The organism is Arthrobacter sp. BPSS-3, from assembly GCF_044628475.1.
Classification (GTDB): domain Bacteria; phylum Actinomycetota; class Actinomycetes; order Actinomycetales; family Micrococcaceae; genus Arthrobacter.
Window position 1 is genome coordinate 81961 of sequence record NZ_JBIMMV010000005.1, and the last position, 17053, is coordinate 99013.

Below are 17053 nucleotides of genomic sequence, written 5' to 3' on the forward strand. Positions count from 1 at the left end.
TTCCGAACGGGCTAGTCCGTGCCGAGCTCAGCAAGACGGGCGGCACTGCGCCGCACGGCGCGTGAGCGGCGCTGGCCGAGGACCACGACGGCGAGTCCCACCAGGATCATGGCCAGCCCAACATAGGTCCCGGCGGGCAGCTTCTCGCCCAGGAACGCCGCTGCCAGCAGGGCGGCACCCGGGATTTCGAGCAGGATGATCATGGACACCAGCAGCGGGCTCATGGTGGCCAGCAGGTGGTTGAAGGCCGTGTGGCCCACCAGCTGCGCGCAGACGGTGATGGCGAGGATTCCCAGCCAGCCGGCCGCCTCGAAGCCGCCCAGGGGCTGTCCGCTGGCCAGCGCCAGGACGGCGACGACAGCGGCGCACATGCCGTAGCAGAGGCTGGTGTAGACGCCCGTGCTCATGGTCTGCCGCGCCTTGCCGCCGGCGAGGGTGTAGACGCCGGCCAGCATCCCGCCGGCGACGGCCAGGAGGTCCCCGGTGAGGGCCTGCGGGGAGGTCCCCATGTCGAACCCGGTAATGGCAACCACGCCCGCGAAAGCCAGGCCCAGCCCGGCCAGGACCTGCCAGCCGTGCCGGACGCCGCGGAACAGCTGGAAGACGGCAATCCAGCCCGACTGCAGGCAGACCAGCGCGGTGGCGGCGGCCACGGAGGTGAGCTGCAGGGAGGTGATGAAGCAGGCGAAGTGCAGGGCGAGAGCGACGGCGGCCGCCTGGGACCAGCGGAACTCGGCGCCGGTGACGCGGCCGAACTGCCGGGGCTGGCGGACCAGCACGGGCCCGGCCATCACCACGGCACCGATGGCGTTCCGCCAGAACGCGATGGCGAGGGCGCTGACGGTGGTGGCGCCCAGGGTGGCGGCGATCAGGGGGCCGGAGGAGGCCACACCAAGGACGCCCAGGGCGGCGAGAAGGAAGGTCACGCCTCAACCCTAATGCGCGCACAGCGGTGGCCAGTGCCGTGACGGAATCCGGGAAAGGGAGGCATAATGCAAAAGTCCCGGCCGGCGTTTCCGCTGACCGGGACTTCTCGATGGTGGAGGCACGGGGACTCGAACCCCGAACCCCCTGCTTGCAAAGCAGGTGCGCTACCAATTGCGCCATGCCCCCATCGGAGCAACCCGCCAATCCGGCTAGTCGACCGTGTCGGTCGATTCGCTCCAGATTGCTTTCCGGGCTTCGGCTTCCTGCACTTTCCTGTAGACCAGGACGCCTGCGAGCGTAGCTGCAACTACCAGCAACTTCTTCACATGCACCCCGTTCCGGTCCGCTTGCGCGTTCCTTTACAAGAACCAGTACAGGTTCCGTGGGCGTACCAGGACTTGAACCTGGGACCTCTTCGTTATCAGCGAAGCGCTCTAACCGCCTGAGCTATACGCCCCGATGCCTCATCGGGCCGAGATATGACTTTACAGCACATCCCGGCCCGATCTCAAATCGAGGCATTTACCCGCTAAATCACGGGCAAAACGGGTATTTCTAGTCGTCCGTGAGGGTCACACCGATGCCGCCCACCAGGGTGGCAGCAATGTTGTACAGCACCGCGGAGAGCATCGACAGGGCGGTCAGCAGGACCACGTTGATCACGGCGATGATGACCGCGAAGGAGGCCACCTGGCCCAGCGAAGCTACCTTCTTCAGTTCGAAGCCGCCGCTCTCGGACCCGGCCAGGGTGCCGAGGAGGCCGTCCACCTGATCGAAGATGCCGGTGAGGTCCAGGACGGTCCACAGCACGATTGCGGCGACCACCGTGACGATGCCGAGGGCCACCGAGAGCAGGAAGGACATCTTCAGCACGGACCACGGGTCAACCTTGCTCACCAGCAGGCGGGCGCGGCGCACCTTGGCCTTGGGGGCCGGCTTGACCAGTCCGGGCTGTCCGGGACGCGCGCCGGCCGTTTCCGGGCGGCTGGCCTGGCCGGCCGGACGCTGGCCCGGGACCGAGGGGCGCTGCCCGGGGACGGAAGGCCGCTGGCCGGGGGCCGCGGGACGCTGGCCGGAGCCCGCGACGCCGGGGCGCTGCTGCGGACGCGACGGCGCATTCACCCGGGGGGCCGCCGACGGCTGCCGTGCGTTGCCGGGGCCACTGCTCGACTTGGGATAGGAGTCGGAATTGCTCACGGGTTACCTCCGGGGTTGTCTTCGTCCAGCTCGGCATCCCCTGATGGCTCATCTGACTCCGGGGCCGGTACTGATGTTGTGTCTCCGGACCCCTCGCGGGCTCCGTTTTCTCCAGCCAACGTTACGTCATCCGGCAGCGTAGCCTCATCTCCGGCGTTGCCCTCGGCTGCTGTTTCCTCGGATTCGAGGCCGCGTTCGCTGTTGCGGGCCACGGCGATGATGCGGTCATTCTTGTCCGGCTTGGCGAAGATGACGCCCATGGTGTCGCGGCCCTTGGCGGGCACGCCGGCCACGGACGAGCGGACCACCTTGCCGCCTTCCATCACCACCAGGACCTCGTCCTCTTCCTGGACGATCAGGGCGCCGACCAGGTGTCCGCGCTCCTCCTGGTACTTGCCGACCTTGATGCCGAGGCCGCCGCGGCCCTGGAGGCGGTATTCCTCCACGGCCGTGCGCTTGGCGAAGCCGCCCTCGGTGACGATGAAGACGAACGAGCCGTCCTGGACGACGTCGGCCGCGAGCAGCTCGTCGTCCTCCCGGAACTTCATGCCCGTCACGCCGGAGGTTGCCCGGCCCATCGGGCGCAGCGCCTCGTCGGTGGCGGTGAACCGGATGGACTGGCCCTTGCGGGAGACCAGCATCAGGTCATCGGTCTCGGAGACCAGCTGGGCCGAGACGAGCTCGTCGCCGTCGCGCAGGTTGATGGCGATGACGCCGGCGGACCGGTTCGTGTCGTAGTCCTCGAGCCGGGTCTTCTTCACCAGGCCGCGCTTGGTGGCGAGCACCAGGTACGGGGCGTGCTGGTAGTCGCGCAGGTCCAGGACCTGGGCGATGTGCTCGTCCGGCTGGAACGCCAGCAGGTTGGCCACGTGCTGGCCCTTGGCGTCGCGGGCGGCCTCCACCAGTTCGTACGCCTTGGCCCGGTACACGCGGCCGAGGTTGGTGAAGAACAGCAGCCAGTGGTGGGTGGTGGTGACGAAGAAGTGCTCGACGACGTCGTCGCCGCGCAGCTGGGCTCCCTTGATGCCCTTGCCGCCGCGCTGCTGGGAGCGGTAGTTGTCGCTGCGGGTGCGCTTGACGTAGCCGCCGCGGGTGATGGTGACGACCATTTCCTCTTCGGGAATGAGGTCCTCGATCGACATGTCGCCGTCGAAGCCCATCAGGACCTTGGTCTTGCGGTCGTCGCCGTGCTTGGCCACGATCTCGGCCAGTTCGGTGCTGATGATTTCCCGCTGGCGGGCCTCGGAGGCCAGGATCTCGTTGTACTCGGAGATCAGGGCCTCGAGTTCGGCGTGCCGGTCCTGGATCTTCTGGCGTTCCAGGGCGGCGAGCCGGCGCAGCTGCATGTCCAGGATGGCCCGGGCCTGCAGTTCGTCGATCTCCAGCAGTTCCATCAGGCCGTCGCGGGCGGCTTCGGTGGTGGTGGAGGCGCGGATTAGGGCGATGACCTCGTCCAGGGCGTCCAGGGCCTTGAGCAGGGCGCGCAGGATGTGCGCTTCCTCCTCCGCCTTGCGCAGGCGGTACCGGGTGCGGCGGGCGATGACGTCCATCTGGTGCGTAACCCAGTGGCGGATGAAGGCGTCGAGGCTGAGCGTGCGGGGCACGCCGTCCACGATTGCCAGCATGTTCGCCGCGAAGTTGTCCTGCAGCTGGGTGTGCTTGTAGAGGTTGTTCAGCACCACCTTGGCGACGGCGTCGCGCTTGAGCACGATCACGAGGCGCTGGCCGGTGCGGCCCGAGGTCTCGTCGCGGAGGTCGGCGATGCCGGAGATCTTGCCGTCCTTGACCAGCTCGGCGATCTTGATCGCCAGGTTGTCCGGGTTGGCCTGGTACGGCAGCTCGGTGACCACCAGGCAGGTGCGGCCCTGGAGTTCCTCGACGTTGACGACGGCGCGCATGGTGATGGAGCCGCGGCCGGTCCGGTAGGCGTCCTCGATGCCCTTGTGGCCCAGGATGGTGGCCCCCGTCGGGAAGTCCGGGCCCTTGATCCGCTGGATCAGCTCCTCGAGCAGTTCCTCGCGGCTGGCGGTCGGGTTGGCCAGGTACCACTGCACGCCGTCGGCGACCTCGCGGAGGTTGTGCGGCGGGATGTTGGTGGCCATGCCGACGGCGATGCCCGAGGACCCGTTGACCAGAAGGTTCGGGAAGCGGGCCGGCAGGATGGTCGGTTCCTGGTTCTTGCCGTCGTAGTTGTCCTGGAAGTCGACGGTTTCCTCGTCGATGTCCCGGACCATTTCCATGGCCAGCGGGGCCATCTTGGTTTCGGTGTACCGCGGGGCGGCGGCGCCGTCGTTGCCGGGCGAGCCGAAGTTGCCCTGACCCAGCGCCAGCGGGTAGCGCATGGTCCAGTCCTGGATCAGGCGGACCAGGGCGTCGTAGATCGCGGTGTCGCCGTGGGGGTGGTACTGGCCCATGACCTCGCCGACCACGCGGGCGCACTTGTTGAAGGAGCGGTCCGGGCGGTAGCCACCGTCGAACATCGCGTAGAGCACGCGCCGGTGGACCGGCTTCAGGCCGTCGCGGACATCCGGCAGGGCGCGGCCGACGATGACGGCCATGGCGTAGTCGAGGTAGGAGCGCTGCATTTCGGTCTGCAGGTCCACCTGCTCCACGCGGTCGGTGAGCACATCGGTATCAAGGACGTTGCCTTCGAGCACGGGCTCCGCGCCGGATTCGGCGGGGACTTCCGGTGTTTCGTCACTCATAGTCTATATTTTCCGTTTCAGGTATATATCGGGTCCGGGATATGCAGGGGGCCGAAGCCGCTAGATATCGAGGAACCGAACGTCCTTGGCGTTCTGCTGGATGAAGTTTCGGCGGGATTCAACGTCCTCGCCCATGAGTACCGAGAAGATCTGGTCGGCCGCGAGGGCATCGTCCATGGTGACCTGCAGCAACGTCCGGTGCTCGGGGTCCATGGTGGTGTCCCAGAGTTCGGTGTAGTCCATCTCGCCGAGGCCCTTGTAGCGCTGGATGCCGTTGTCCTTGGGGATGCGGCGGCCGGCGGCCTGGCCGGACACCAACTTGGCGTCGCGTTCCCGGTCGCTGTAAACGTAGTCGTGCGGGGCGTTGGACCACTTGATCCGGTACAGCGGGGGCTGGGCGAGGTAGACATAGCCGTTCTCGATCAGCGGGCGCATGTAGCGGAACAGCAAGGTCATCAGCAGCGTGGTGATGTGCTGGCCGTCGACGTCGGCATCGGCCATCAGCACGATCTTGTGGTACCGCAGCTTGGCCAGGTCAAAATCCTCGCCGATGCCGGTGCCGAAGGCGGTGATCATGGACTGGACTTCGGCGTTGCCGAGGGCCTTGTCCAGGCGGGCCCGTTCCACGTTCAGGATCTTGCCGCGCAGCGGCAGGATGGCCTGCGTCTCGGGGTTGCGGCCGCGCTTGGCGGAGCCGCCTGCCGAGTCACCCTCCACGATGTAGACCTCGCACTTCTGCGGATCCTTTGACGAGCAGTCGGAGAGTTTGCCGGGCATGCCGAAGGATTCCAGCGGGCTCTTGCGGCGGGCGTTGTCGCGGGCCTTGCGGGCAGCCATGCGGGCCTGGGCCGCGGAGATGGCCTTGCGGATGACGTCACGGGCCGGGCCGGGGTTGCGCTCCAGCCAGTCGCCGAGCCCGTCGGTGACCACGCGCTGGACGAAGCCCCTGACCTCGGAGTTGCCCAGTTTGGTCTTGGTCTGGCCCTCGAACTGCGGCTCGGACAGCTTGACCGAGATGACGGCGGTCAAACCCTCACGGATGTCGTCGCCGGTGAGGTTGTCGTCCTTTTCCTTGATGATGCCCTTTTCGCGCGCGTAGCGGTTGATCAGGGAAGTCATCGCGGCGCGGAAACCCTCTTCGTGGGTGCCGCCCTCGTGGGTGTTGATGGTGTTGGCGTAGGTGTGGACGCTTTCGGAGTAGGCGTTGGTCCACTGCATCGCCATTTCCAGGGCGATGTGCCGCTCGGTGTCCTCGGTTTCGAAGGCGATGACGTCCTCGTGGACGACGTCGACCTTCTTGCCGGAGTTGAGGTGCTTGACGTAGTCCAGCAGGCCGTCGTCGTACTGGTAGACCACGGTGTGGAATTCGGCCGGAATCTCGCCCTCGGTCTCGACGGCGTCGAGGTTCAGGTCCTCATCATTGGAGGTTTCCGATGCGGCGCGGCGCTCGTCGGTCAGCGTAATGCGCAGGCCCTTGTTCAGGAAGGCCATCTGCTGGAACCGGGCCCGGAGGGTTTCGAAGTCGAATTCCGTGGTCTCGAAGATGCTGCCGTCCGGGTAGAACGTCTGCGTGGTGCCGGTCTCGGAGGTCTCTTCGCCCTTGACCAGCTCACCCTGGGGCTTGCCGCCGTCGGCGAAGGACATCCGCCAGACGTGGCCCTGCCGGCGGACCTCGGTGTTGACGCGGCTGGAGAGAGCGTTGACCACGGAGATGCCGACGCCGTGCAGGCCACCCGAGACCGCGTATCCACCGCCGCCGAACTTGCCGCCGGCGTGCAGGATGGTCATGACGACCTCGACCGTGGGCTTGTGTTCGGTGGGGTGCATGTCCACGGGGATGCCGCGGCCGTTGTCGACCACCTTGACGCCGCCGTCGGCCTGCAGCACGATCTCGATGTGGGTGCAGTACCCGGCCAGCGCCTCATCGACCGAGTTGTCCACCACTTCGTACACCAGGTGGTGCAGGCCCCGGGGTCCGGTGGAGCCGATGTACATGCCCGGACGCTTCCGGACCGCCTCCAGGCCCTCAAGAACGGTGATGTCGCTGGCCCCGTATTCGCGGGGAGTGACCGTTTCGGCGGGCGCGGCCGCCTGGCCGGTTCCGTCCGCGGTGTCCGCTGCCGGGATTTCTGCATTGTCGTTAGCCACAGGCGCTTTCGACTCCTCTATGTTCGTTGAAGGCCGGCCGCGGCCGTCTCCAAGGAAACAGCCACTGCCAACGGGCACGTCACTGACGGCGCCGGCGGCATGGCTGGCCGGGACCGATTCCACGCAGGAGAAACCGCGTCGGAAACGGACTCAGTCGACGTTGCATCGGCGCCCAGTTATCTTCCCTGATTCTACCGTGTTATAGGGCCGAACCCCGCATTCTGGCGGGGTAAACGCGGGTGTAATTGCCGTTGAGAGGCCACTGGCCCCGCCTGGAATGCTCCCGGGGTGTTCCGGATGGGTTCCTATACCGAACCGGGGCGTCTGAGCGCCCTACACGCCGTTTGTGGATTTTTCAATGGTTTTGGAACAACTGCTTCATACCTTCGGGCGGCGGTGCCGGTGGACGGCATAGGGGTATGGCGCGGCGTGCGGACTAGCCGTAGGTGTCCCGGGGGCCGCGGCCGTTGACGGTTCGGGCACCCTTCCGCCAGCTGGGGGCCGCGGGGCCGAGGACCTGGATGCTGGTGACGACGCCGTCGCCGAGTTCCACGCGGAACTTCTCCAGCAGGCTCAGGCTGAGCAGGCGCAGCTGGGTGGCCCAGGCGGTGGAGTCGCAGCGGACGTGCAGGGTGGTGTCGGTGAAGCTTTCCGGGGTGCAGTGTGCCGAAATTTCCGGTCCGACCAGCGCCGGCCACTGTGCCATGACCGAGCCGACTGCCACCGGGGAGGTCCAACCGCGTTCGGCGACCAGCCGGCCCACCACCTTACCCAGGCCCAGGGGGTCCCGGCCGCTGCCATGGAACTGGCTGAAGCCCCGGGTGCCGGCGCCGCGGGCGGGTTTCTGGGTACTTCCGGGCTTAGGCGGCGCCTTGCGCCGGATCTCGCCCCGCGCGGCCGCGGCGTCACGCATGCGATTGAGCGCCGCCTGGGCGGCGTCGATGTCGTCGGGGTCGCGGCCGGGCTGCAGCGCGCCGTCGGTGTCCTTATTCATCGCCTGTCACGTGGCTTGTCCGGCTCATCGATGCCTCCCGGAATGACCTTTACCCGCCGGCCGGCGAGTTCCGCCGGGATGTCGCCTTCGACGGCGGCGGTCACCAGGACCTGTTCCGCGCCGGAGACTATAGCGGCCAGTTTACGCCGGCGCTGCACGTCGAGTTCGGCAAACACGTCGTCGAGGATCAGGATGGGGGCCGACCCGCCGGTCCGGGCGTCGTCGAGCATGACGTAGTAGGAGGCAAGCCGCAGCGAGAGGCACATGGACCAGGTTTCGCCGTGCGAGGCGTAGCCCTTGGCGGGGGCCTGCCCGAGGGTCAGGTCCAGGTCATCGCGGTGAGGGCCCACCAGGGAGATGCCCCGTTCGAGTTCACGACGGCGGGACGCCGCAAAGGCGCGAATGTACCGTTCGGTGAGTTCCTCCACGGTCAACCGGCGCAGGTCCTCGTCCTGTTCCGCCGGTGCGGCGGCCACAGCGGATGCCACGGAATCGTAGCCGTCGCTGTCGCCGTCGAAGATTCCGTCCAGCGTGGAGCGGTACACCGCACCGGCTTCCTTGGACCCGTCCGTGAGCTGGGCGTAGGCACTTTTCAGGTGCGGCAGCAGCAGTTCCACCAGCTCCAGGCGCGCATGCAGCAGCTCGGCGCCGGCCCGGGCCATGTGCTGGTCCCAGACATCCAGGGTCGCCTCGTGCCCGGCGGTGAACTTGCCAGACCGGCCGGACTTGAGAAGTGCGTTGCGCTGCTTCAGGACCCGGTCGTAATCGCTGCGGGTGGCGGCGTGCCGCGGCATGAGGCTGACCAGCAGTTCGTCGAGGAAGCGGCGCCGGTTGGACGGGTCGCCCTTGACTAGGGCCAGGTCCTCGGGCGCGAACAGCACCGTCTGGCAAATCCCCAGGATGTCGCGGGCCCGTACCGGGTTGCTGCGGTTGATCCGGGCACGGTTGGCCCGCCCGGCGTTGAGCTCCAGCTCCAGCACCGTCGACTGCTCGCCGCGGACCAGGCGGGCCCGGATCATGGCCCGTTCGGAGCCGAAGCGCAGCAGCGGGCCGTCCGAACTGACCCGGTGCGAGCTCAACGTGGCGAGGTACCCGATGGCTTCCATCAGGTTGGTCTTACCGATGCCGTTGGACCCCACAAGGACCGTGACCCCGGGCTCGAGGCTCAGGTCAACCTGGGCGTAGCTGCGGAAATCCGTCAGCGAAAGCTTCTCTAGGTACACGCCGGGGTCAGGGTCCCTGAAATTACTTGGCGGGCCGGGTGGCGTGTCCGCCGAACTGGTGCCGCAGCGCGGAGACCATCTTCATCGCCGGGGAGCTGTCCTCGCGGGAGGAGAACCGGGCGAACAGCGCGGCGGTGATGGCGGGGGCGGGAACGGCGTTGGCGATGGCCTCTTCGACGGTCCACCGGCCCTCACCGGAATCCTCGACGTAATCGGAAATCGACTCCAGCCCCGGGTCCTCGTCGAGGGCCTTGACCATGAGGTCGAGCAGCCAGGAGCGCACTACGGTGCCCTTCTGCCAGGCGCGGAAAGTGCCGGGCAGATCGGTGACGATGTCCTTGGCGGCCAGGAGTTCGTAGCCCTCGGCGTAAGCCTGCATCAGGCCGTACTCGATGCCGTTGTGGACCATCTTCGCGTAGTGGCCGGCGCCGACACCGCCGACGTGGACGAAACTGTCCGCCCGGTCACCTTCGGGACGGAGTGCATCGAAGACCGGCAGGGCGCGCTCGATGTCGGCGGCGTCGCCGCCGGCCATCAGGCCGTAGCCGTTCTGCAGGCCCCAGACACCGCCGGAGACGCCGCAGTCGGCGAAGTGGACACCCTTGGCGGCCAGCGCGGCCGCGTGCTTCTGGTCTTCGGTGAAGCGGGAGTTTCCGCCGTCGATGACCAGGTCACCGGCCTCGAGCTTGTCGCCGAGTTCGGTGATGACGGCGTCGGTGATGTCTCCGGCGGGGACCATCACCCAGATCAGCCGGGGAGCCGGAAGCGCGGCGATCAGTTCGTCGATGGTGGCTGCGTCGGTGACCTCGGGGTTGCGGTCGAAACCGGTGACCTCAATGCCGCCGTTCCGCAGCCTTTCGCGCATGTTGAAGCCCATTTTTCCAAGGCCGATCAATCCAATGTGCACGGGGAACTCTTTTCTGCGCGGTGGTACGGGTAAAGCTGGGAGGCTCAGTTCGGCAGGCGGACGGGCATGACCAGGTAGCGGTAGTCGTCCTGGTCCTCGCCGTCGGCGTCTTTCTGGGCCGTGATCATCGCCGGCTTCGGTGCCGTGGTGAAGGAGAAACGCACGAACTTCGTCTCAATGACGCTGAGGCCTTCGATCAGGTAGTGCGGGTTGAAGGCCACGGTGATGTCTTCACCGGTGAGCTGGGATTCGAGTTCCTCGGACGCCTGGGCGTCTTCGCCGGTACCGGCGTCGAGGTGCAGCTGGCCCTGGGTGAACGCGAGGCGGACCGGGGTGTTGCGCTCGGCCACGAGGGAGACGCGCCGCACGGCTTCGACCAGCTCCTGGGTCTGGACGGTGGCGTGAATCGGGGTGGAGTCCGGGAACAGCGAACGGATCTTCGGGTAGTCGCCGTCCACCAGCAGCGAGGTGGTGGTGCGGCCGCCGCTTTCGAAGCCAATCAGCCGGCTGTCGTCGTCGGCCAGGGCCAGGTGGATGTCGCCGCTGCCACCGAGGGTCTTGGCCACCTCGTTGAGGGTCTTGGCCTTGACGAGCGCGTTGGTGGAGATGCCCGGGGTGGCGGGCTTCCACGGAACCTCGCGCATGGCGAGGCGGTAGCGGTCGGTCGCCAGGAGGGTGATCAGGTCATCCTCGATCTCCATCCGGACACCGGTCAGGATCGGCAGGGTGTCGTCCTTGCTGGCCGCGATGATGACCTGGGACACCGCCTGGGCGAAGGCGTCGCCGGGGACGGTGCCGCTGATCGGGGGCAGTGCCGGCAGCGGCGGGTATTCGGTTTCCGGCATGGTGGCCAGGTGGAAGCTGCTTCGGCGGCAGGAGAGGGTCACCCTGTTGCCGTCGGTTTCGATGTCAACCGGCGCGGAGGGAAGGCTGCGGCAGATGTCGGCGAGCAGGCGGCCGGAAACCAGGATGGTGCCCTCGGTGCTGATGTCGGCCGGGATTTCCAGCCGGGCGGAGGTTTCGTAATCGAAGCTCGAGAGGCTCACGGTGCCCGCCTCGGCCTTGAGCAACAGGCCGGACAGTACCGGAACAGGCGGCCGCGGAGACAAGGACCGGGCGGTCCAGGTCACTGCCTCGGCCAGGACATCCCGCTCGACTCTGAACTTCACGGAAGGGTGCCGCCTTTCATTGCTGCTGACATCGCTGGAACGGACCGGCCGGCGGGTGCCGAAGGCGCCGCCGGAGCTGGTCTGTGGTGGTCATGCGGTCCCCCGGACGACGTGTCCCGGATGCGCCGGGACGGCGCGGGGACACGGTGGGACCGGGGACGGACGCACAGCAGACAGCTTAGCCCCAAGATCCGGGTTCTCCCATCCCCGGCTTACATCGCTGTGGTTTCTGCCGGGCCCTCAGTTCGGCCTGGGCCGGACCGTGGTGGGGTGGAGGGAGATTGTTGTTTGAGGGAATTTCATTTTCTTGGGATTAGTAGTGTTAATAACTGCTGTGGAAACTGTGGATAACCCGGTCCCGGCCCGCCGATCCGCGGTTAAGCCCTGTTCATGAGCTGTGGGTCCGGCGGGTTTTAAACAGGGTGTGGATGGGGACAAGATTTTTGGCCGTTTCGTCGATCCACAGGCGGCTTAAGGGTTTTAAGCCCATTAACTGCGGTTGTCCCCTTAACTATCCACAGGCTTGTCCACAGCCCCCTGTTAATAAGGTATGAGTACGCGGATGCGGGGCTAGGAATTCCGCTGCTGCTGCTTGATCCGGTTGGTCAGTTCGGTGACCTGGTTGTAGATCACACGGCGTTCGGCCATCAGTTCGCGGATCTTGCGGTCGGCGTGGATCACCGTGGTGTGGTCCCGGCCGCCGAGCTCCTGGCCGATCTTGGGCAGCGACATGTCGGTCAGCTCCCGGCAGAGGTACATGGCGATCTGGCGTGCGGTGACCAGGGTCCGGGTCCGGGACTTGCTGCAGAGCTCCTCCATGGTGAGCTTGAAGTAGTCCGCGGTCTGGGTCAGGATCTGCGCCGAGGTGATCTCCTGGGCGCCGTCGTCGGTGATCAGGTCCTTGAGCACCATCTCCGCGAGGGCAACGTCCACCGGCTGCCGGTTCAGGCTGGCGAACGCGGTTACCCGGATCAGGGCGCCTTCGAGTTCGCGGATGTTGCTGGAGATCTTGGAGGCGATGTACTCGAGGGCATCGTCCGGCGCGGAGAGGCCTTCGCTGAGCGCCTTCTTGCGGAGGATAGCGATGCGGGTTTCCAGTTCCGGCGGCTGGATGTCGGTCAGCAGGCCCCACTCGAAGCGGGACTTCATCCGGTCTTCGAAGCCGGCCAGCAATTTCGGCGGCTGGTCCGAGGTGATGACCACCTGCTTGTTGTTGTTGTGCAGGGCGTTGAAGGTGTGGAAGAACTCCTCGAGCGTGCGGTCCTTGCCGGCCAGGAACTGGATGTCGTCGATCAGCAGGACGTCGACGTTCCGGTAGGTGGTCTTGAAGCTGGTGCCCTCGTCGTCGCGGATCGAGTTGATGAAGTCGTTGGTGAACTCTTCGGAGTTGACGTAGCGGACGCGGATCCCGCTGTAGAGGCGGCGGGCGTAGTGGCCGATCGCGTGGAGCAGGTGGGTCTTGCCCAGACCCGAGTCACCGTAGATGAACAGCGGGTTGTAGGCCTTGGCCGGGGCTTCGGCAACGGCGACGGCGGCCGCGTGCGCGAACCGGTTGGAGGAACCGATCACGAAGGTGTCGAAGACGTACTTCGGGTTCAGCCGGCCGAATTCGTGTGAGGTGCTCGGCAGCATGGGCTGCGGCTTGAGTTCGACGGCGGGATCGGCCGTGCGGGTCAGCTCCGGCGCCGCCTCGGGTTCGACGTGCAGGGGTACCAGTTCGGTGTCGACGTCGATCGCGCAGCGGATTTCGTCGGAGAAGACGTCCCGCAGGGCGTCGTCGAGGGCTTCCTTGACCTGGGTCTGGAGCACCTCGCGGGTGAGTTCGTTGGGAACGGCCACCAGCAGGGTGGACCCGATGAGGCCCTGCGCCTGGGCGAGAATGACAAAACCGCGCTGCCTGGGGGTAACCCGGTGGTCGTTTTCCAGGAGGCTGACCACCCGGCGCCAGGAGCTCCCGACGGTGTTGGCGTGGTCGGCTTCGTCTACCGTCATCAATGAATTCCTCAAACCTTGCTTGCTGGCGTTTCCGCAGCCGCACCGCCCGGGACTCGATGTGTGGTCCCGGCGTAATCCACAGGGTTGTACACAGACAGTGGATAATGGGCTACTGGGACACTCTAGGGGATGAAAAGCCCAGAAGATAGCTGGGAACTGACCTGTGGATAATTACACCGTTGTGGTTCTCTCCGGGGGCCTGTGATGTGCTTCATCCACAGGCCCGGGGGCAGGTTAGCCACAGCTGGGGATGATCGCCGGCGACCCCTCCGGTTTGACTCTTCAGCCGTTTTTCCCCTAACGTTGTGAAGTCCTTTGTGTCCGCTTTTCGCTTCATTGAAGCTCTCCCAGACGCCTGCGTCACCGGGAGCGGGGTAGCGGCACATACAAAACTTAGCGTCGGCCAGTTCTTCCCCTTTTTTGATCGGGTGGGCGCACCTTTGATCCACTGGAGTAACTAACGTGAGCAAGCGGACTTTTCAGCCGAATAACCGCCGTCGAGCCAAGAAGCACGGCTTCCGCCTTCGTATGCGTACCCGTGCCGGCCGCGCCATCCTGGCAGCCCGTCGTGGCAAGGGCCGCACCGAACTGTCGGCGTAAATACTGACTTATCGGTCATCACCCTTTTGCGAGTTGAGCGGTGCTAGCCACCCGGAACCGTCTGAGGACCTCTACCGATTTTTCAACAACTGTACGTTCCGGCGTCCGCAATGGACGCCGGAACTTAGTGTTATATACGGCAGCTTTACCTGACGGCGAACCTAGCCGCATCGGCTTCATCGTTTCCAAGAGTGTCGGGAACGCTGTTGTCAGGAACCTCGTTAAGAGGAGACTGAGAGAAGCCGGTGCGTTGTCGCTGCGCACTTATCCCGTCGGATTTGCCATCGTCGTCAGGGCCCTGCCCGCGTCGGCGTCCGCCGGCTGGGAGACCCTGCGTAGTGACTACGATGCCGCCTTGGAAGCAACCCTCAAGCGGCTGGCCGGCCGCGCGCCGCAGGCCGTTGCCAAGGTTTCGAGTGAGACACCACAGGAAGGGACACCGCGTGCGTAATCGAGATGCCGCCGTCGTCCCCGGTCCTGCACCGCGCGTGTCCGCGGCCGCCGCCTGGTTGGGCCGCGCGCTGTGGCACCTGCCCCGCAACCTGATCATTCTGCTGTTGATGGCCTACCGCAAGGTTGTGTCTCCGCTGTACGGCCAGGTCTGCCGATTCTTTCCGAGCTGCTCCGCCTATGCGCTGGAAGCGGTGACGGTCCATGGGGCGGTCAAGGGCACCGGGCTGGCGGTACGCCGGCTGCTGCGTTGCCACCCATGGAATTCCGGCGGTGTGGACCATGTCCCCGCCGGTCACCGGGAGTGGCCCGCCGGCCACACCCCCCGAATTGTCGTGCTGAACAACCCGGACAAGTACCTGGCGGCACAGTCTGATGGAGAAGGCCGCCCCGCGGCCTGACGAAGAGGAATAACGTATGGACATCTTTGGAGCAATTCTGGCCCCGTTCAAGTGGCTGGTATCGGCCATCATGATCGGCTTCCACGACGGACTGAGCTTCATTGGCCTGCCTGCAGCCAACGGCTGGACCTGGACCCTGTCCATCATCGGCCTGGTGCTGGTCATCCGCGCCGCGCTGATCCCCGTCTTCGTCAAGCAGATCAAGGCCCAGCGCGGCATGCAGCTGCTGCAGCCGGACCTGAAGAAGCTCCAGGACAAGTACAAGGGCAAGACCGACCAGCTTTCCCGCCAGGCCATGGCGCAGGAACAGATGGCGATGTACAAGAAGCACGGGACCAACCCGTTCTCCGCGTGCCTCCCCATGCTGATCCAGATGCCGTTCTTCTTCGCCCTCTTCCAGGTTCTCTCCGGCATCAGCTCCGCCAAGGCCGGAGGCACGGGCATCGGCGCGATGAACATCGACCAGGTCCGGCAGTTCGACGAATCCAGCATCTTCGGTGCTCCGCTGTCCGCCTCGCTGCTCCACGGCGGCGGCGGAAACCAGACCGCAGTCTGGATCCTCTCGATCGTCATGATCCTGGCGATGACCGCCTCGCAGTTCATCACGCAGAAGCAGATCATGGCCAAGAACATGTCTGAAGACGCCATGGCCAGCCCCTTCATGCGTCAGCAGAAGATGATGCTCTACATCCTGCCGCTGGTCTTCGGCGTCGGCGGCATCAACTTCCCCATCGGTGTCCTCATCTACTGGACCACCACCAACCTGTGGACCATGGGCCAGCAGTTCTTCGTGATCCGTCGCATGCCCACCCCCGGTTCCCCCGCCGCCAAGGCCCTGGCCGAGCGCCGTGCCGCCAAGGGCCTGCCCAACCTGCCCCTGCTGGGTGCGAAGAAGGCCGACGCCGAGGCAGAGGCGGAAGCCGCTGCCAGCGCCGCCGTCGCTAAGAGCCAGCGCGTCCAGCCCCAGCGCAAGAACAGGAAGAGGAAGTAATGCCTGCCGAGAGCACCGACCACGCCATTGCCGCCGAGCCGCTGTCCCAGGAAGACGTCCGCGACGAGGCCGCGCCCAGCAACGATGCTGAAGCCCCGGAAGCCACGGATACCGAAGCCGGCCAGCCCGCGGGCAAGAGCAACACCGCCAGCCGCTTGGAGGAGGAAGGCGACGTCGCCGCCGACTACCTCGAGGAACTCCTGGACATCGCGGATATCGACGGTGACATCGACATCGAGGTGCGCAACGGCCGGACCTACATCTCGATCGTGGCCGAGGAGGACAACTCCGGCTTGGAGAACCTCGTGGGCCGCGACGGTGAGGTGCTGGAGGCCCTGCAAGAACTGACCCGTCTGGCCGTCCTCGCCGCCACGGAGAACCGCTCCCGGCTGGTCCTGGACATCAACGGGTACCGCACGGACCGTGCCGGCGACCTGCAGCAGATTGCCGAGGATGCCATCGCTTCGGTCAAGGAGAGCGGTGGTCCGGTGGCGCTGAAGCCGATGAGCGCTTACGAGCGCAAAATCGTGCATGACGCCGTCGCGGACCTAGGCTTCGTCAGCGAGTCCGAGGGCGAGGGTGCCCAGCGGCACATCGTTGTCTCCGCAGAGTGACTCCGCAGAGCAGCATGATGGTGGAGATTACCGCGGCCGAACTCAAGGCCGCCGAAGCGATTTTTGGTGACCGGCTGGACCTGGCCCGGCGCTATGTGGAGCACCTCGCCACGTCCGGTACCGAACGCGGCCTGATCGGCCCGCGTGAGGTGCCCCGACTGTGGAGCCGGCACGTGCTGAACTGTGCCGTGATCGAACGTGAGATTGCGCCCGGCAAACACGTGGCCGACGTCGGCAGCGGAGCCGGGCTCCCGGGGCTATGCCTGGCCATCGCCCGTCCGGACCTTGAACTGACACTCATCGAGCCGCTGGAGCGGCGCGTGATCTGGTTGCAGGAAGTGGTCGATGACCTCGGTCTGGACAACGTCACGGTGATGCGCACCCGTGCCGAGCTGGCCGTGGGACAGGTCGACGCCGACGTGGTCACCGCGCGCGCGGTATCCGCCCTGACCAACTTGGCCGGGCTTACTATCCCGCTGCTCCAGGGCAAGGGTGAAGTCGTGGCCATCAAGGGCCGCAGCGCCGGTGAAGAGATCGAAAAAGCCGCAAAGACCATCCGCAAACTGGGGGGCGTGGACACGTCCGTCGTGGTTGTCGGGGAGGATCTCCTTGAGGAGCCCACCACCGTGGTCCGCATCGTAGTGAATAAGCCCCTAAAGAAGGCGTAGCGTCCGCCCGGCGCCCGCTGTGTTGAGGGGTAAGAGGTTAGGCTAGTTAGCGGCAGTCAACGCC

Annotated in this window: 16 protein-coding genes and 2 tRNA genes; 6 read left to right on the top strand and 12 right to left on the bottom strand. The window is 66.0% G+C overall.

Annotation, left to right across the window (positions count from 1 at the left end):
• Window positions 1–11 precede the first annotated feature (11 nt).
• The 12 genes from ACFVY3_RS09610 to dnaA form a co-directional block, all read right to left on the bottom strand.
• On the bottom strand, window positions 12–926 hold the full coding sequence (locus ACFVY3_RS09610; protein WP_400159560.1) for a DMT family transporter: 915 nt from the start codon (window positions 924–926) through the stop codon (window positions 12–14).
• Window positions 927–1037: 111 nt separating this feature from the next.
• Window positions 1038–1113 (bottom strand) — tRNA-Ala (locus ACFVY3_RS09615).
• Window positions 1114–1136: 23 nt separating this feature from the next.
• Complete coding sequence (locus ACFVY3_RS09620) at window positions 1137–1259, bottom strand: DLW-39 family protein (protein WP_400159561.1); 123 nt, start codon at window positions 1257–1259, stop codon at window positions 1137–1139.
• 51 nt (window positions 1260–1310) lie between these two features.
• Window positions 1311–1384 (bottom strand) — tRNA-Ile (locus tag ACFVY3_RS09625).
• Between the two features lie 98 nt (window positions 1385–1482).
• Window positions 1483–2124 (bottom strand): DUF3566 domain-containing protein, encoded by a 642-nt coding sequence (locus ACFVY3_RS09630; RefSeq protein WP_290257102.1) that lies wholly within the window; start codon window positions 2122–2124, stop codon window positions 1483–1485.
• Window positions 2121–4829: a DNA gyrase subunit A gene (gene gyrA, locus ACFVY3_RS09635; protein ID WP_400159562.1), complete on the bottom strand. Its 2709-nt coding sequence runs from the start codon at window positions 4827–4829 to the stop codon at window positions 2121–2123. Before gyrA ends, ACFVY3_RS09630 begins: the two co-directional genes overlap by 4 nt.
• A 60-nt stretch (window positions 4830–4889) precedes the next feature.
• Window positions 4890–6977, bottom strand: coding sequence for a DNA topoisomerase (ATP-hydrolyzing) subunit B (gene gyrB / locus ACFVY3_RS09640; RefSeq protein ID WP_400159563.1), 2088 nt, complete (start codon window positions 6975–6977; stop codon window positions 4890–4892).
• A 436-nt stretch (window positions 6978–7413) separates the two neighbouring features.
• Window positions 7414–7971 carry a DciA family protein gene (locus tag ACFVY3_RS09645; protein WP_364138067.1) on the bottom strand — a complete coding sequence of 186 codons (558 nt, stop codon included), beginning with the start codon at window positions 7969–7971 and terminating at the stop codon, window positions 7414–7416.
• Entirely contained in the window at window positions 7968–9194 is a 1227-nt protein-coding gene (recF, locus tag ACFVY3_RS09650) for a DNA replication/repair protein RecF (protein WP_400159564.1), read from the bottom strand. Before recF ends, ACFVY3_RS09645 begins: the two co-directional genes overlap by 4 nt.
• A 22-nt stretch (window positions 9195–9216) precedes the next feature.
• Window positions 9217–10101, bottom strand: coding sequence for a phosphogluconate dehydrogenase (NAD(+)-dependent, decarboxylating) (gene gnd / locus ACFVY3_RS09655; RefSeq protein ID WP_290257107.1), 885 nt, complete (start codon window positions 10099–10101; stop codon window positions 9217–9219).
• Window positions 10102–10145: 44 nt separating this feature from the next.
• Window positions 10146–11270, bottom strand: coding sequence for a DNA polymerase III subunit beta (dnaN, locus tag ACFVY3_RS09660; RefSeq protein ID WP_400159565.1), 1125 nt, complete (start codon window positions 11268–11270; stop codon window positions 10146–10148).
• A 570-nt stretch (window positions 11271–11840) separates the two neighbouring features.
• Window positions 11841–13262 (bottom strand): chromosomal replication initiator protein DnaA, encoded by a 1422-nt coding sequence (gene dnaA / locus ACFVY3_RS09665; protein WP_290257109.1) that lies wholly within the window; start codon window positions 13260–13262, stop codon window positions 11841–11843.
• Between the two features lie 465 nt (window positions 13263–13727).
• On the opposite strand from dnaA, the gene rpmH reads away from it, so the two are divergent.
• From rpmH to rsmG, 6 genes are read left to right on the top strand one after another with little or no spacing between them, the layout of a single operon-like run.
• Window positions 13728–13865, top strand: coding sequence for a 50S ribosomal protein L34 (gene rpmH, locus ACFVY3_RS09670; RefSeq protein WP_003800212.1), 138 nt, complete (start codon window positions 13728–13730; stop codon window positions 13863–13865).
• Window positions 13866–13905: 40 nt separating this feature from the next.
• Complete coding sequence (rnpA, locus tag ACFVY3_RS09675; RefSeq protein WP_400159566.1) at window positions 13906–14316, top strand: ribonuclease P protein component; 411 nt, start codon at window positions 13906–13908, stop codon at window positions 14314–14316.
• Window positions 14309–14716, top strand: a complete 408-nt coding sequence (gene yidD / locus ACFVY3_RS09680; protein WP_400159567.1) for a membrane protein insertion efficiency factor YidD — start codon at window positions 14309–14311, stop codon at window positions 14714–14716. Before rnpA ends, yidD begins: the two co-directional genes overlap by 8 nt.
• A 16-nt stretch (window positions 14717–14732) precedes the next feature.
• Window positions 14733–15707, top strand: a complete 975-nt coding sequence (yidC, locus tag ACFVY3_RS09685) for a membrane protein insertase YidC (protein WP_290257113.1) — start codon at window positions 14733–14735, stop codon at window positions 15705–15707.
• The gene (locus ACFVY3_RS09690) at window positions 15707–16321 is read left to right on the top strand and encodes a R3H domain-containing nucleic acid-binding protein (protein ID WP_290257114.1); all 615 of its coding nucleotides are present in this window, start codon (window positions 15707–15709) and stop codon (window positions 16319–16321) included. The genes yidC and ACFVY3_RS09690 overlap by 1 nt, the downstream gene beginning before the upstream one ends.
• Before the next feature lie 17 nt (window positions 16322–16338).
• Window positions 16339–16989, top strand: a complete 651-nt coding sequence (rsmG, locus tag ACFVY3_RS09695; RefSeq protein ID WP_290257309.1) for a 16S rRNA (guanine(527)-N(7))-methyltransferase RsmG — start codon at window positions 16339–16341, stop codon at window positions 16987–16989.
• Window positions 16990–17053 lie beyond the last annotated feature (64 nt).